Origin of the sequence: Paenarthrobacter aurescens (genome assembly GCF_041549525.1) — a bacterium.
Lineage (GTDB): Bacteria > Actinomycetota > Actinomycetes > Actinomycetales > Micrococcaceae > Arthrobacter > Arthrobacter aurescens.
Genome location: NZ_CP157456.1, coordinates 2,884,538 through 2,897,694, shown reverse-complemented (window position 1 = coordinate 2,897,694; position 13,157 = coordinate 2,884,538). Strand labels below are relative to the sequence as shown.

Sequence of the window (13,157 nt, the reverse complement as noted above, 5' to 3'; positions counted from 1 at the left end):
GAATTGCGCTGTGACTGAGACCCCAGCGCCCCATCCCGAAGCCTCCGGCAAGATGTCCGGCCCCATCCTGGTGGGTGTGATGCCCGGGCAGCAGCCGGTGGTGGTGGAGCAGGCGGCCCGGATTGCCGCCGGAGCGGGCCTCCGGCTTGTTTGCGCCTATGCCGATGCCACGGTGTATCCCGTGGATGGAACAACCGGAGGGCCGGCTGCGCCGATCGACCCGGACGGCGTTGATGGCGCTCAAGGGATCCCCGATGCCCTGAAGGTAACCCTTGCCGAACAGCTTTCCGGCCGCGAGATTGAGTGGAGCATCGTGCCGCTCGCAGGGGAGCCGGCGCACGCCCTGGCACGCGAAGCAGGGAGCATTGGTGCCTCCATGATTGTTGTGGGCACGCGCGAGCACAAGCTGACCGCTGCGCTCAAAGAAATGACCGCAGGTTCCGTGGCCCGGCGCCTGTCCCATCGGCAGGATCTGCCGGTTTTGGTTGTCCCCGTGAACCCCCGGGTCCCGGACGACGATGACGACTACTGAGGTAAAACGTCCCCTTCACTTTCGCTGGCACCTCATTGGGATCGTTGCGGCTGGCGGCGTTTTTGGAGCGCTGGCCCGCCACGGCCTCGGGCTGGTCATTCCGGCTCCAGGTGCCTGGCCTCTGCCGACTTTGATCATCAACCTCTCAGGCGCCCTGGCGTTGGGTCTCCTGCTGGAAGGACTCTCCCGCAGGGGGCCCGACGCCGGCACCCGGCGGGTTCTTCGGCTCGCCTTGGGCACAGGATTCCTGGGAGCTTTCACAACGTACAGCACCTTGGCTTTGGATGCGGTCCATCTTTTGATGGCCGGTGCCGTACCCGGAGCCGCCGGGTATTTGGCTGCGAGCTTGTTCGGCGGGGCCGCCGCCGCCACCGCAGGCATCTGGTTGGGGGCCTGGCAGCACCGGCGCGTTACCGGAGGGCAGCTGTGACGGTGATACTCCTCGCGCTCGCCGGAGGAATCGGCGCAGTGGCCCGCTTCGTGGTGGACGGCGCGATTCGGCAGCGCTTCAAGACCGCCCTGCCGTGGGGCACCATCCTGATCAATATCACCGGTTCCTTTGCCCTGGGGGTTCTTGCCGGAGCGGTAATGAGGGGACGTGCGTCGGAGTCCGTTTTCCTGATCTTGGGGACGGGTTTCCTTGGCGGCTACACCACCTTCAGTACAGCGAGCCTGGAGACCATCCGGTTGATTCAAAGCGGGCGGACGGGGTTGGCCCTCATCAACGGATTGGGTTCAATGGCAGCGAGCGTTCTTTCAGCTACGGCCGGCGTGGGGGTTGGCCTGCTGCTGCCGTGAAGAGTGGTCAAGCTCACCAACGGAAGTGTCATGCCCCGCCTGTAGGATCGAGCCATGGCTAAGAAGACTTTCAATGAGCTGTTGTCCGCCCAGGTTGCCAATGAGTTTGCAGCCTCCCAGCAATACATTGCAGTGGCTGTGTACTTTGATGGCGAGGACCTCCCGCAGCTGGCCCGTCACTTCTACCGCCAGTCGCTCGAGGAGCGCAACCACGCCATGATGATGGTCCAGTACATGCTGGACCGCAACGTCCACGTTGAGATTCCGGGCATCGCCCCTGTTCGCAACAACTTCACCAACGCCAAGGAACCCATTGCGCTCGCCTTGGAGCAGGAGAAGGAAGTCACCCGCAACATTGAGGAGATGTTCCGCGTTGCCCGTGCTGAGGGTGATGCCCTGGGTGAGCAGTTCATGTTGTGGTTCCTGAAGGAGCAGGTTGAGGAAGTGGCGTCCATGACCACATTGCTGAACATCACCGAGCGGGCAGAGAACCTCTTCGATATTGAGAATTACGTAGCCCGCGAAACTGTGGGCGATGGTGGAAACGACACCAGCGCTCCCTCCGCTGCCGGCGGCGTCATCTAACTGCAATACCGTCATCTACCTGCAATACCGCCATCTAACAGCAATACAAGGGCCACCAGCCTCAAAAGGCCGTTGGAAGCTTAGCTTCCGGCGGCCTTTTCGCGTTCAAGGTTCTCATCCGGTGGGGAGGGAAGCAGCATGGACAGGCGGCTGGCGATGCGGGCGAGATCCACGGGCAGCACGTTCCGGCTCGTCTCTGTGTCCCAATTCAGTGGTTCGGTGCTGATCAGGAACAGGGTGATGTCCTGGTCGTAGAGCACATCCACCACGTTGCTGAACCGCTGCCAAGCCGGCGCGGATGCAGCATCACCTTCCGTGGGGGAAGGGACATCGTCTATGACCCACGTCGTGAACGTTTCAGCCAGCGCCAGGAAGTCAGACGTCGATGTCAGCCCGTCACACAGTTCCTCAAAACTGACCCACAGAACATCCGGATCGGAGTTCTTGACCACTATCGGCTGGGTTGTCGGCTGAACCACACGGCTTTGGGATGGCACTGGCCGGAAGAGACCCAGGCGGCCCAGCTGCCCGGGCGTGCCCGGGGAAATGATGCGCCCCGATCTGAAGGCACCGGTCCCAGGCTCTGTTCCTGCCGCCGGGTAACGACGAAAATCCGTGGAACCATCGATCTCCACCACATCCATCATGTCCTTGATGGCCTCGATGGTGGGCAGGAAATGATCATGCCAGAGAGGGTTGGGCAGGAGCTCGTCCGGGGCGTAGTTGGAGGTGACCACCAGGGAAATGCGGCGCTGTGCGGCGGTCCGGAGCAGCCGGGAGATGAACATGCCGTCGCCGATGTCGTGGACATGGAACTCGTCAAAGAACAATACGTCAACACCGTCCAGCAGCCCGTCCACCGATTGCTGGATAGCTGTGCCGTTTCCGGATTCCCACCCTTGGGTGCCGCCGTGAAGGCTGCGGAAAAAGTCGTGGAAGTGGACGCGCCGTTTGCGTGCCCTGAGCCTTGCGTAGAAGCTGTCCATCAGCCAGGTCTTTCCGCGGCCTACAGGTCCGTAAAAGTAAAGGCTTCTTGGCGACTTCCGCAGAAGCGCCCGACGGCGGCCGGTCACCTGTGCGCCAAAGGTGGCCAACCGCTCAGCTGCTTGACGCTGACTTGCAGCAAGTTCAAAACCTGACCGCCCGGCGTCGTACGCCATGCCTTCGAGCAGAGCCCTCATGGTGTCCCGTTGACTGCGGGGACGTCCCAAGGAAGGCGTCACAGCCAGCCTTTTCGCTTGAAGATGACGTACATGAGCAAGGCAGCGCCGAACATGAGTCCTACCGCGAGCGGATAACCGAAGTCCCAGTGCAGCTCGGGCATGTGGTCAAAGTTCATACCGTAGACACCTGCCACGAAGGAAGGTGCAAAGAGGATGGCTGCCCAGGAGGAGATCTTTTTGACTTGCTCGTTTTGCGCCGCGCTGGCCTCATTCTGCCGGTTGGCTGTCAGCGTGCCGTCAAGGGTGAGCGCATTTTGGAGGAGGTCCCGGAAAGAGTTTGCCCTGGAAATCACCCGCTGTACGTGGTCCTCGACGTCGCGGAGCGAGCGCTGGAGCTCAATGTCCACGCCATATTTTTCGAAGCCCTTTTCCAGCAGCACCATCATGTCAGGCAGGGGGTGGATGGCACGCTGGAACTGTATGACTTCACGGGCCAGCTCATAGATACGGCGTGAAACCGCGCTGTCACCGCTGAAGAGCTGGTCCTCAATCTCGTCAATGTCGTTTTCCAGTCCTGCAACCACTGGTGCGTAGTCGTCCACCACCTGGTCCAGGAGGGCGTAGAGCACGGCCTCCGGACCATGGCGGAGGAGGTCCGGGCGCTCTTCCAGCCGTTTGCGCACACGAGCCACGCCACCGGTCTCGGCGTGCCGGATGGTCACTACAAAGTTCGGTCCCGTGAAAACGTGGAGTTCGCCGAATTCCACTGTTTCGGTCTCGTCCAGGTAGCGCGCGGGCCGCAGGACTGTAAAGAGGTTGTGGTCGTAGCGCTCAAGCTTGGGCCGCTGGTGAGCTGAGACGGCGTCCTCTACGGCAAGTTCGTGAAGCCCGAACTCCTGGGCAACGGCAGTCATTTCGTCCTTGGTGGGACGGTACAGGCCGATCCAGGCCATGCCACCATGTTCCGCCAGCGTCTCAAAGGTTTGCTCGAGGGTGTGCGGGGTGGCAGTGCGGACGCCGTCCACATATACGGCGTTATCAATGATGGTCACTGGTTGAACGCTACTGCATGGCTCCGATGATGGCGCCCGCGACGGTCATTGCCACGAGGTCGTGGCCGGAGTCGATCAGGGTCACCGCGGTTGGACGACCGGCGAAGCCGTTGTGGATGACGTGGCCGCCTGCGCGAAATACCAAGGCGAGGATCAGCGCGAAGAAGCCGCCGGCAAGGAAAGTGTTGAGGTCCAGGGCGCTGATGAGGACTGCGAGGAGGACGCTGGTCACCGCTGCTGCCACCATCATGGGAACCCAAATCCCCGCTCCGCCTTCAATGTTCTTGAGGTCGTCTTCGGTTTTGCCGATTGCCTGCATCCACCGGCGGCCAAGTACGGCCGGCATGTACCAGACGAAGCCGATCACCATGGTTGAAACGAAAGCCAAAAGTACGGCGAGCCAGTTGATCTGGGAGATGTGTGAGAGCCAATCCATGCCTAAAAGCCTAATGCGCTCAGGCGTCGGTCCCCGTGCTTCTGCCCTCCGGCCGGGACCGTGTTGGTGTTGCTGCCATTCGGCCAATCAGTGGCTCGGTGCGGTAGGGGATATGGGTGTGCAGGGCCAGGACGGTTTCGGTCCTGATGACGCCCTTGGTGCGCAGAACGGAACGCAATGCTGATTGCAGGTTGTGGGTGTCGGTTGCTACTACCCGGCACCACAGGTCACCCCGGCCGGAAATTTCGTGGACCTCCAATACCTGGGGGATCAGGCGCAAGGCGCCAATAACGCCGTCGAGCTCGCGGTGGGTGACTTCAATGGTGACGAAGGCGACGACGTCGTAGCCCACCTTTTCGAGGTCCACTTCCCGCCCTGCTGCATGAAGGACTCCGGACCGGAGAAGGCGCTTCACCCGGCTCTGAGCGGTGTTGCGTGCAATCCCCAGGGCATCACTCAATTCGGCGATCTGCATGCGGGGGTCCTTGATGAGTTCCAACAGGATCTTCAGGTCCATGGGGTCCAGCGTGTTCAAATGGTCACTCCAGCTCATGTGGCTCGCACTACTTTGAGTATTTTGCTCAATTCTTACATTCCCATAGCTCTTTGAGCGCAGCCCTATTGCATTCTGTTGCCATCAATAGTTAGCGCCGGTTGTTCTTCCCACAAGGAAACCAGCAGCCCGGCCACCGAGCCCGAAGGCAATGAAATGACTGTCTTGAGCGAACTCCGCATGCGTCCGGTTACCGCCGAGCGCTGGGGATGGGATGCCTCCACCACCGCCAGGTTGGTCCTGGCCGGGGTAGTGATCTTTACACTTCTGGTTGGTGCGAACCTCGCCACACCCTTGTATCCCTTGCTCCAAGCCAGGCTGGGCATGTCCTCACTGGGCGTCACCGTCGCTTTCTCCAGCTACGTCCTGGCGTTGGTTGCAGTTCTCATGGTGGCAGGGCACTGGTCGGACCACATCGGGCGGCGGGCCGCGCTGGTGCTGGCTGTGTTCGTCGGTTTGATAGGCGGAGTGATCTTCGCCAATGCCGACTCGCTTGTGACGTTGTCCCTGGGAAGGGCGCTGCAGGGTGTGGCCGTAGGCCTGGCCACCGGAGCCAGCTCGGCGGCGCTGCGCGAACTGCTTCCCCAACGGCCGGACTGGGCCTCCCGTTTTACGCTGCTTTCCTCAGCCGGAGGTGTAGCCGCCGGCCCGGCAATTGGTGGCCTCTTGTCACTCCTGCCGGACCCCACCCGCACCCCGTATTACATCCATTCGGCGGTATTGGTAGCGGCCCTTGTTCCGCTGTGGCTCCTCAAAGCCAGGCCCGCCATCGCCCCCGCGGCAGGGCCCAGGCCCCTCAAGGTCCTTGCGCCGCGGAAGCCCTCCGTCTCCCGTGACGCGCGGGGAGCGTTCTGGATGGCTGCCGCTACCGGCTTCCTGAGTTTCGCGGTGTTTGGCTTCTGCCTGTCCTTGGCCCCGAGCTATTTCGCTACTGTGGTCCACGCTGATTCGAGGCCGCTGATCGGCCTGCTTGCCGGCATCACTCTGGGAGCTTCCGCCCTGAGCCAGCTGCTGGGCGTCCGCGGACGCCTGCTTGTTCCTGTCTCACTTGGCGTGCTGGGTGTCTCGGTGGTCCTGGTGGGAGCCGCGGCAGCGTGGTCCAGCCCATGGTTGCTTGTCGCTGCCAGCATCACGGCAGGGATAGGCCAGGGAATCGCCTTCCAGCAGGTATTCAACGAGGTTGCCGGCAAAGTGGAAGCAGCCCGCCATGCCCAAGTCATCAGCACCGTGTACGTCATCACCTATCTGGGTAGCGCTGTCCCGGTGATTGGGCTGGGATTTGCCGTGACGGCACTTGGCCTGCAGGCCGCCGTCGTGCTGTTCACTGCCTTGTGCGGCGTCGCAGCGCTATCGCTGGCAGCAGTATCACTGCATGGCGCCCTGCGCTCCTGATCAACGGCGTTTAGTCGTTCTCGGGAAGGGGTCCCCGGTTGCCGGGAATGTGTTGGAAGACCATGGTGGTTTCCGTGTGACCCACCACAGGATCGGTGGCGAGGTTGTCAAGGAGCCAGTTGCGGAGGTCATCCGTGTTGGCTACGGCGATGTGGAGAAGATAGTCCACTGAGCCGGTGGTGTGGAACGTGGAAATGACCGCCGGAAGCTTGGGAACCCGTGCGGTGAAGCGGTCAATCTGATCCCGGTCATGGGCGCGCAGGCGTACAGCAATGAGTGCTTGTACAGAGCGGCCGATTGCCGGCAGGCTCAACACCGCTTCGAAGCCCTCAATGATTCCGCGTTCGGAGAGCGCCCTGGTGCGCATCAGGGCCGTGGAAGGTGCAATTCCCACGAGTTCAGCCAACTGCTTGTTGGAAATGCGGGCATCGTCCACCAGCGCGGCGAGAATCCGTTCATCGATCGCGTCCAGCGGCTCTGCGCTGCCGGCGCTTGACCGAACATTCTTCGTGGGGTTGGTCACGGATCCTCCTGAAATTGCCTTCCATCCATCCTATGCGGTCAATTCTTCAGGTGACTATCGTATTGCGGAACTCCGGCGAATCCGTCTCCGGTCAAAGCGCTGCAGCGGCTCGCTGAGCAACATCAACAGCAGTGGCCAATTACCTGCCCCGGGAATGGCGACCGCCAGGACCAGTGCAGCAAGGAAGAGCCCGGAAACGATCCAGCTCGCCCGGATGCCCATCACTGCGTCATCGTCAGACATCTCGTGGAGATCGGGGTGGGAACGCAGATAGGAGCGTGTCAGAAGAAGCATCAGGCTGGTGGCGAACAACGTCCCTATGTAGACCAGGGGCTGGGCCCAATCCGATTCCAACTGGGTAGAGAGCGAGGTTGCCACCGGCATCACCACAATGGTGAACATCCATGCCACCGTCAACCACAGCAGGCCCGGGTCCACGCGCTTGACGCTGCGGAAAATCTTGTGGTGGTGCACCCAGAACACAGCGATCAGGATAAAGCTTAAACCGAAGCCCAGCAGGGCAAACTGTTCCTCGGCCAACCACTGGGCCGTAGTGCCATTGTGGTCGGCCAGTTCCCCCACGCTCTCCATGAGCGGCAGGATCAACAAAGTCAGGGCGATCGCCACAACTGCATCCGTAAAAGCCTGTACACGTTCCGGGGACGACAATTCCCGGGCTTTCGTGACCTGTGCCATGCCTCCGATTGTAGGGGCAGTCCGGGGTAAATCAGCAGGAGATCTACGGCGAGCGGTGAACTATCAAGGTGACGGCCGCCGTCGTGCATGACAGTGCGATCACGCTTAGTGCCAAGGCCGTCCAGCCGAACGCCTGAAAAGCCAGACCCCCGGCCCAGCCGATGACGCTGGAGCCCAGGTAGTAGGACAGGTTGTACAGCGATGCTGCCTGTGCGCGGCCTGAGGTGGCAATGGCTCCGGTCCATCCTGAACCGACGCTGTGGGCGGCGAAGAAGCCCCCGGTGAAGATCACCAGCCCGGACAAAGTTGCGGCCAGGTTTTCCAGCAACGTCATGGCTAAACCTGCGGACATGATGGCGATGCCCGCCACCAGGACGTTCCGGCGGCCAAACCTGGTGGTCAGCCCCGCGGCCCACCGCGAACTCACGGTTCCGGACAAGTAGGCCAGGAAAATGAGGCTGACAACGGTGGCAGGAAGAGCGAAAGGTTCAGCATGCAATCGGAAGCCAAGGTAGTTATAGACGGCAACAAAGCCACCCATGAGCAGGAACGCCTGGAGGTACAGCGCCAGGAGTTTGGGATTTCCGGCGTGCCCACCCAAGGTCCGGCAAGCTCCGCGAAATCCCAGTGCTGGTGCCGGGCTGAAGCGACGTTGTTTTGGAACGATCACCAGGAACAATACAGCGGAGACCGTGGCCAGCAGGGATACTGCCAACGTTGCCGCCCGCCAGCCCCACAGTTCACCCACCGGTCCGGCCACCAAACGGCCCGCTAATCCACCCAAGGTAGTTCCGGCAACGTATGTCCCGGCCGCCAGAGCTGTGTGGACTTTGGTGACTTCCTCATTCAGATACGCGATGGCGATTGCGGGGATGCCGCCCAATGCCATGCCTTCCAAGGTCCGCAGTCCCAACAGCACGGGCACGGTGGGTGCAAGAGGCACCAGCAATCCCACCACGGTGGCCACGGCAATGCCGATTGCCATGGCGCGGACCCGGCCGATCCTGTCCGCCAGGAAAGACCATGGAAGTACGGTAGCGGCAAGGCCAACCGTGGCCAGGGAAATACTCAAAGCGGCTTCGGCGGCCGTGATCTGCAGCTCCGATGCCATGAGTGGAAGGACCGCTTGGGTGGAGTACAACTGGGCGAACGTGGCGACGCCGGCGAGGGCCAGCGCGGCCAGCACCCGGCTGTAGCCGCGGGTCCCTTTGACATGCCCGGCCCAGGAATCGGTGGGGGCGTGCCTAGTTGCTTTGCTCACCGAGCCAGACTAGGACGGAGGCAACTCCCTGTTCCAATGCATAGGTCGCTTACGATTGATGCGTTAGTGCATGAATTGATCGCCAGCCGAAGGAACGCCATGGAGCCGGATCATCATCAACTCGTTCAACTGCTCCCGCTGTTGCCGGTCCTGGCAGAACTCGGCCGGACCGAACACATGACTGAAACCGCGGATATCCTCGGCGTTCCCCAGTCAACGGTCAGCCGGGCTGTGGCCAGGGCGAGCGCCATAGTGGGCATGGACCTGCTGATCCGGGATGGCAGGGGGATCCGGCTGACACCTGCAGCCAGGACGTTGCTGCCCTATATCGAGGCAGCACTGCAGGATTTTCAGGCCGGGTTGGACAGGGTTCGGCACGAATCGGATGTGGTCCGGGGGCGCATTGGGGTCTCGTTCCAGCACACTTTCGGCGAGGCGACGTTGCCCCTGCTCATCAGCGCCTTCCGGGCCCGCCACCCGCACACTGTTTTCGAACTCTGGCAGGGCCCACGGGACGAATGCCTGGCACAACTGGCCGCCGGGGACATGGACTTTGCCCTCACGGCACCCATCGCGCCGGAGGGGCGCGGCATCCATGCCATGCCGCTGTACCGTGAACCGTTGCGTGCCGTGCTTCACTACCGGCATCCCTTGGCCGAACGGTCCACCGTGCACCTCTCCGAGCTCCGGCATGACCCTTACATCACCCTTCCCGAGGGAGTGGGCCTGCGGGCACTGGGGGAGGCCCTTTTGCGCGAAGCAGGCTTCCGCCCCCGCATCGCTTTTGAAGTCCAGGAGTCAACCTCCGCCCGGGGCCTGGTCTCAGCCGGGTTGGGGTTCAGCATCCTGCCGCCGGCAGGACCCGGATCAGGGACGGGACAGTTCCTTCCGAAGGCCGAACTCGGGCTCGTTGAAGTGGCCATCGAATCGGATTTGGCGTTCCGGCAAATTGGTATCGCCTGGCGGGAGCGAAGCTTCGAGCCGGATGCGGTGAAACTTTTCCGCGAACTCGTAGCCAACCAAGGGGAGGACTTGCTCGCTGAGCTCGTCAGAGCCCGTTCAGGAACTCCCGGACTACCTCGGACGCTGATCCGGTCCTTGCCTGCTGCCACCCGGTCCCTGCCCATAGATTCAGGCGATGGGGATCTCCGGCAGCAGAAGCTGCAGCCCGGACACCGCTGGTGAGATGGTGAATGGCAGGATAACCCTCCGGTGCGTCACGGTGGTCCCGAACGAAATCGTTGACCAGTGAACGCGCCCACCGTCCGGTGAATGCCCGGGTCATGGCCGTCTCCGTGAAGGCAGGATCGCCCAGCGCATCCTTGTGCACCTTCCGTGCGCCGCTCTCTTCCGTGCGAACCAACGCAGTACCCACCTGCGCGGCTACCGCTCCTGCCGCCAGGACATCGCGAAGCGAAGCGCTGTCCGTGATCGCTCCTGCCGCTATGAGGGGAAGTTCGACGACGGTGCGCACCTGGGCAACAAGCTCCGCCGTCGTCCGGGGTGCTGGTCCCCGCCCGGCGGGCAGGAAAGCAGCCGTGTGACCTCCTGCGGAGCTGTGCTGCACAGCGATGGCATCAGGAGCCTGCTCCACAGCAGCAAGAGCTTCCTCCACGCCGGTAACACTGCAAATGACGCGGCTGCCCGCCTTGCGCAGGGCGTCAACCACCGGTTTGCCCGGCAGCCCGAAAGCGAAACTCACGAACTCCACGGGATCGGCCAGCAGGGCGTCAATCTTGTCCTGCCACGCGTCATCGTCATCGAGCCGCAGGGGAGGAATGGTCACGCCGTAGCGGGCCGCTTCAGGTTCCAATTCGGCCCGGTATGCCTCAATCTCCTCGCGGGCTTCAGGATCTGGCGGGAGTTGACGTGCATCCGGTACGAACACATTCATGCCGAACGGGACCTTGAGTTCCCGCGTGGCAGCTATTTCGGCAATCATGGCTTCGGGGTTTTTGTAGCCGGCGGCTATGAATCCCAGCCCGCCGCCCTCATGAACTGCCTTCACCAACGCCGGTGTGGACGTTCCGCCGGCCATGGGAGCTGCAATAAACGGTGTACCAAATAAGGATTCGGGCATGTGCGGTTTCTCCTCCGGACGCTCCAAGCTAGTCTTTCACGGTGAACAATCCTGACTCTGCCCAGCATTCCCACGCCCAGCCGTTGACCGTGAGCGGCACCGTCATAGGGCTCGACATCGGCGGCACCAAAACCCGCGGCGTCCGGTTCGAAAACGGAATGCCGGTCCGCGATGAGAGCGCAGGCAGCTCAAATGTTCAGAATGTCAGCCGGGAGCAGGCCGCAGCGAACCTTCGTGAGCTGTTCGGCAAAATCGGTGGCGGCCATGTTGATCAGGTCTATGCCGGTGCCGGTGGGATCGATACGGACGAAGACGCCCAGGCGCTCGCGGATCTCATTGCACCCCATGCCCCTGGCGCGCACATCACTGTGGTTCACGATTCACGCCTGTTACTGGCAGCCGGGGGCGCGAGCACGGGAGTGGCGGTCATTGCCGGCACAGGTTCGGCCGCATGGGGAAAGAACGACGCCGGCCAGGAAGCCCGGGCGGGCGGCTGGGGCTATCTGTTGGGTGACGAAGGAAGCGGCTACTGGCTGGGGCGCGAGGCTGTCCGCCATAGCCTGCGCCGGATGAACCAGGGTTTGGAGCCTGATCAGCTCAGCCGCGCACTGTTGGATTCGGTGGGTGTGGAAGAACCCGGCAAGCTGATAGCACTGTTCCATTCACCGGACACCGGCCGCCGTTACTGGGCGCAGCAAGCCAGGTTGGTGGTGGAAGCGGCCGATTCCGGCGATGAAACCAGCATGGCTTTGGTGAAGCAGGCGGGCCGCGACCTCGCTGACCTCGCCGAACAAACCATCCGCCAACTGGGACTGGAGGGCCCGGTGATCCTGGGAAGCGGTCTCGGCATGAACGTCCCGCGGCTTCAGGAGGCATTCAAAGCCAAACTGGCCGAAAGCGGCATCACTGATGTGCGCATCCTCCAGCAGGATCCCGTCTTCGGTGTTCCGCGTTTGGTGGCAGAGCAGCGCCCCTAGCCGCGTTTTTGTACACCTAATGCCCTCAAAGGGGCCTCTTTAGGGCATTAGCTGTACAAAAATTCAGCCGCGGGTTCGTGGGCGCAGCTTCACTCCCGGCAGGGGCGGGGCGGGAATGCGGCCGGCTTCCGGTCCTGCGTCCGGGCCATGGCCGGGGACAAACCCGAAGCGTGAGGTGGCGGCAGCGGCGTCGTCGAGCAGCCCTTCGGCTTCCCATTCCTCGCGCGCCTTTTCAACTTCCTCGTGGGTCCTGCCCACAAAGTTCCACCACATCAGCAGGTCTTCGCCGAACGGTTCGCCGCCCAAAAGCATGAAGCGGGTCTCCGGCTCCGCCTGGACCGCCAGGTTGGACCTTCCGGCGCCCAGATAAGCCAGTGGACCTGCTTCAATGTCCTGACCATCGATCACGAGGTGGCCGTCAAGGACCAACACTGCGTGCTCGAAGTCAGGCCGCAGCGGCAGGTCCAAGGATCCCGTACCGGTGATGTCCGCTCCAACAATGGGGCTGAACATGGTGGCGGGGGAGCGCTGACCGGCGAATTCGCCCACCATCACGGTAGCCCTGAAGCCTTCACCCACTGCCACCGGCAAGTCCTTGACCTGCTCGAATGACGGCGCGCGGTGCCGGTGCTCATCCGGCAGGGCAACCCATAGCTGGAGCCCCCGGGACATGGGGATTTCTTCCACGAGCGCAGCTGACCCGGTGCCCGTGCCGGCCGCAATGACGGAGAACTCCGAGTGGGAGATGCCATTGCCTGCGGTCATGATGTTCAGCTCGCCTGGCTGGACAACCACATCGCTGCCTACGCTATCGCGGTGCCGGACCGATCCTTCCAGGGGCCAGGTGACGGTTTGAAGGCCGCAATGGGGGTGGGGGAGTACGCTCATGGCCACACGATCCGGGCCGAAGCTATCCAGGAAGCACCAGGCGCCCACGGTGGGCAGTCCCCGCTGGGGAAGCGTGCGGATCACGTTCATGGCGCGCACACCGCCCAAGGGAACCTCGCGCTCGGGCCACAGCTGAACACAGGGACCTTGACCTTCCGGGGCCGCGGGGCAGACTTCCTGTGCGGGGGAAGTATCAAGATTGGTCATGCGATCATCACCTG

15 protein-coding genes and 1 pseudogene are annotated in these 13,157 nt (G+C 62.4%); 7 read left to right on the top strand and 9 right to left on the bottom strand.

The genetic code is table 11. The annotated features are described in order from the left end of the window. The first annotated feature begins 10 nt into the window (after positions 1–10). Genes ABI796_RS13385 through ABI796_RS13370 form a run of 4 tightly spaced genes read left to right on the top strand, consistent with a single transcriptional unit; the run spans position 11 to position 1,915 of the window. Complete coding sequence (locus ABI796_RS13385; protein ID WP_141285970.1) at positions 11–532, top strand: universal stress protein; 522 nt, start codon at positions 11–13, stop codon at positions 530–532. Beyond that, positions 519–962 carry a CrcB family protein gene (locus ABI796_RS13380; protein WP_141285968.1) on the top strand — a complete coding sequence of 148 codons (444 nt, stop codon included), beginning with the start codon at positions 519–521 and terminating at the stop codon, positions 960–962. Before ABI796_RS13385 ends, ABI796_RS13380 begins: the two co-directional genes overlap by 14 nt. Continuing rightward, positions 959–1,330 (top strand): fluoride efflux transporter CrcB, encoded by a 372-nt coding sequence (crcB, locus tag ABI796_RS13375; RefSeq protein ID WP_141285966.1) that lies wholly within the window; start codon positions 959–961, stop codon positions 1,328–1,330. Before ABI796_RS13380 ends, crcB begins: the two co-directional genes overlap by 4 nt. Before the next feature lie 54 nt (positions 1,331–1,384). Beyond that, positions 1,385–1,915 (top strand): ferritin, encoded by a 531-nt coding sequence (locus tag ABI796_RS13370; protein ID WP_141285964.1) that lies wholly within the window; start codon positions 1,385–1,387, stop codon positions 1,913–1,915. 80 nt (positions 1,916–1,995) lie between these two features. On the opposite strand, the gene zapE is transcribed toward ABI796_RS13370, so the two are convergent. The 4 genes from zapE to ABI796_RS13350 are packed head-to-tail and all read right to left on the bottom strand — an operon-like array spanning position 1,996 to position 5,119. Then, positions 1,996–3,138: a cell division protein ZapE gene (gene zapE, locus ABI796_RS13365; RefSeq protein WP_246095881.1), complete on the bottom strand. Its 1,143-nt coding sequence runs from the start codon at positions 3,136–3,138 to the stop codon at positions 1,996–1,998. Further along, the gene (gene corA, locus ABI796_RS13360) at positions 3,135–4,130 is read right to left on the bottom strand and encodes a magnesium/cobalt transporter CorA (RefSeq protein ID WP_141285962.1); all 996 of its coding nucleotides are present in this window, start codon (positions 4,128–4,130) and stop codon (positions 3,135–3,137) included. Before corA ends, zapE begins: the two co-directional genes overlap by 4 nt. A 10-nt stretch (positions 4,131–4,140) precedes the next feature. Next, positions 4,141–4,566, bottom strand: coding sequence for a DUF1761 domain-containing protein (locus tag ABI796_RS13355; RefSeq protein ID WP_141285960.1), 426 nt, complete (start codon positions 4,564–4,566; stop codon positions 4,141–4,143). A gap of 19 nt (positions 4,567–4,585) precedes the next feature. After that, the gene (locus tag ABI796_RS13350; protein ID WP_141285958.1) at positions 4,586–5,119 is read right to left on the bottom strand and encodes an Lrp/AsnC family transcriptional regulator; all 534 of its coding nucleotides are present in this window, start codon (positions 5,117–5,119) and stop codon (positions 4,586–4,588) included. Between the two features lie 156 nt (positions 5,120–5,275). Between ABI796_RS13350 and ABI796_RS13345 the strand changes: the two genes are divergently transcribed. After that, positions 5,276–6,511 carry an MFS transporter gene (locus tag ABI796_RS13345; RefSeq protein WP_141285956.1) on the top strand — a complete coding sequence of 412 codons (1,236 nt, stop codon included), beginning with the start codon at positions 5,276–5,278 and terminating at the stop codon, positions 6,509–6,511. Between the two features lie 10 nt (positions 6,512–6,521). Here ABI796_RS13345 and ABI796_RS13340 read toward each other — a convergent pair whose 3' ends face one another. Genes ABI796_RS13340 through ABI796_RS13330 form a run of 3 tightly spaced genes read right to left on the bottom strand, consistent with a single transcriptional unit; the run spans position 6,522 to position 8,991 of the window. Continuing rightward, positions 6,522–7,034: an Lrp/AsnC family transcriptional regulator gene (locus ABI796_RS13340; protein WP_141285954.1), complete on the bottom strand. Its 513-nt coding sequence runs from the start codon at positions 7,032–7,034 to the stop codon at positions 6,522–6,524. Between the two features lie 54 nt (positions 7,035–7,088). Further along, positions 7,089–7,730 (bottom strand): TMEM175 family protein, encoded by a 642-nt coding sequence (locus ABI796_RS13335; RefSeq protein WP_141285952.1) that lies wholly within the window; start codon positions 7,728–7,730, stop codon positions 7,089–7,091. Between the two features lie 43 nt (positions 7,731–7,773). Further along, positions 7,774–8,991: an MFS transporter gene (locus ABI796_RS13330; protein ID WP_141285950.1), complete on the bottom strand. Its 1,218-nt coding sequence runs from the start codon at positions 8,989–8,991 to the stop codon at positions 7,774–7,776. A 99-nt stretch (positions 8,992–9,090) separates the two neighbouring features. Here ABI796_RS13330 and ABI796_RS13325 point away from each other — a divergent pair, with 99 nt between their 5' ends. Then, positions 9,091–10,176, top strand: a complete 1,086-nt coding sequence (locus ABI796_RS13325; RefSeq protein ID WP_246095883.1) for a LysR family transcriptional regulator — start codon at positions 9,091–9,093, stop codon at positions 10,174–10,176. Here the strand turns inward: ABI796_RS13325 and ABI796_RS13320 are convergent. Further along, positions 10,112–11,029 (bottom strand): annotated as a pseudogene (locus ABI796_RS13320) (nitronate monooxygenase); the annotation flags it as partial. The gene ABI796_RS13325 and the pseudogene ABI796_RS13320 overlap by 65 nt on opposite strands. Positions 11,030–11,112: 83 nt before the next feature. Between ABI796_RS13320 and ABI796_RS13315 the strand changes: the two are divergent. After that, complete coding sequence (locus ABI796_RS13315) at positions 11,113–12,048, top strand: N-acetylglucosamine kinase (protein ID WP_141285946.1); 936 nt, start codon at positions 11,113–11,115, stop codon at positions 12,046–12,048. Positions 12,049–12,111: 63 nt separating this feature from the next. On the opposite strand, the gene ABI796_RS13310 is transcribed toward ABI796_RS13315, so the two are convergent. Continuing rightward, positions 12,112–13,143 (bottom strand): pirin family protein, encoded by a 1,032-nt coding sequence (locus ABI796_RS13310; protein ID WP_141285944.1) that lies wholly within the window; start codon positions 13,141–13,143, stop codon positions 12,112–12,114. Between the last annotated feature and the right edge of the window lie 14 nt (positions 13,144–13,157).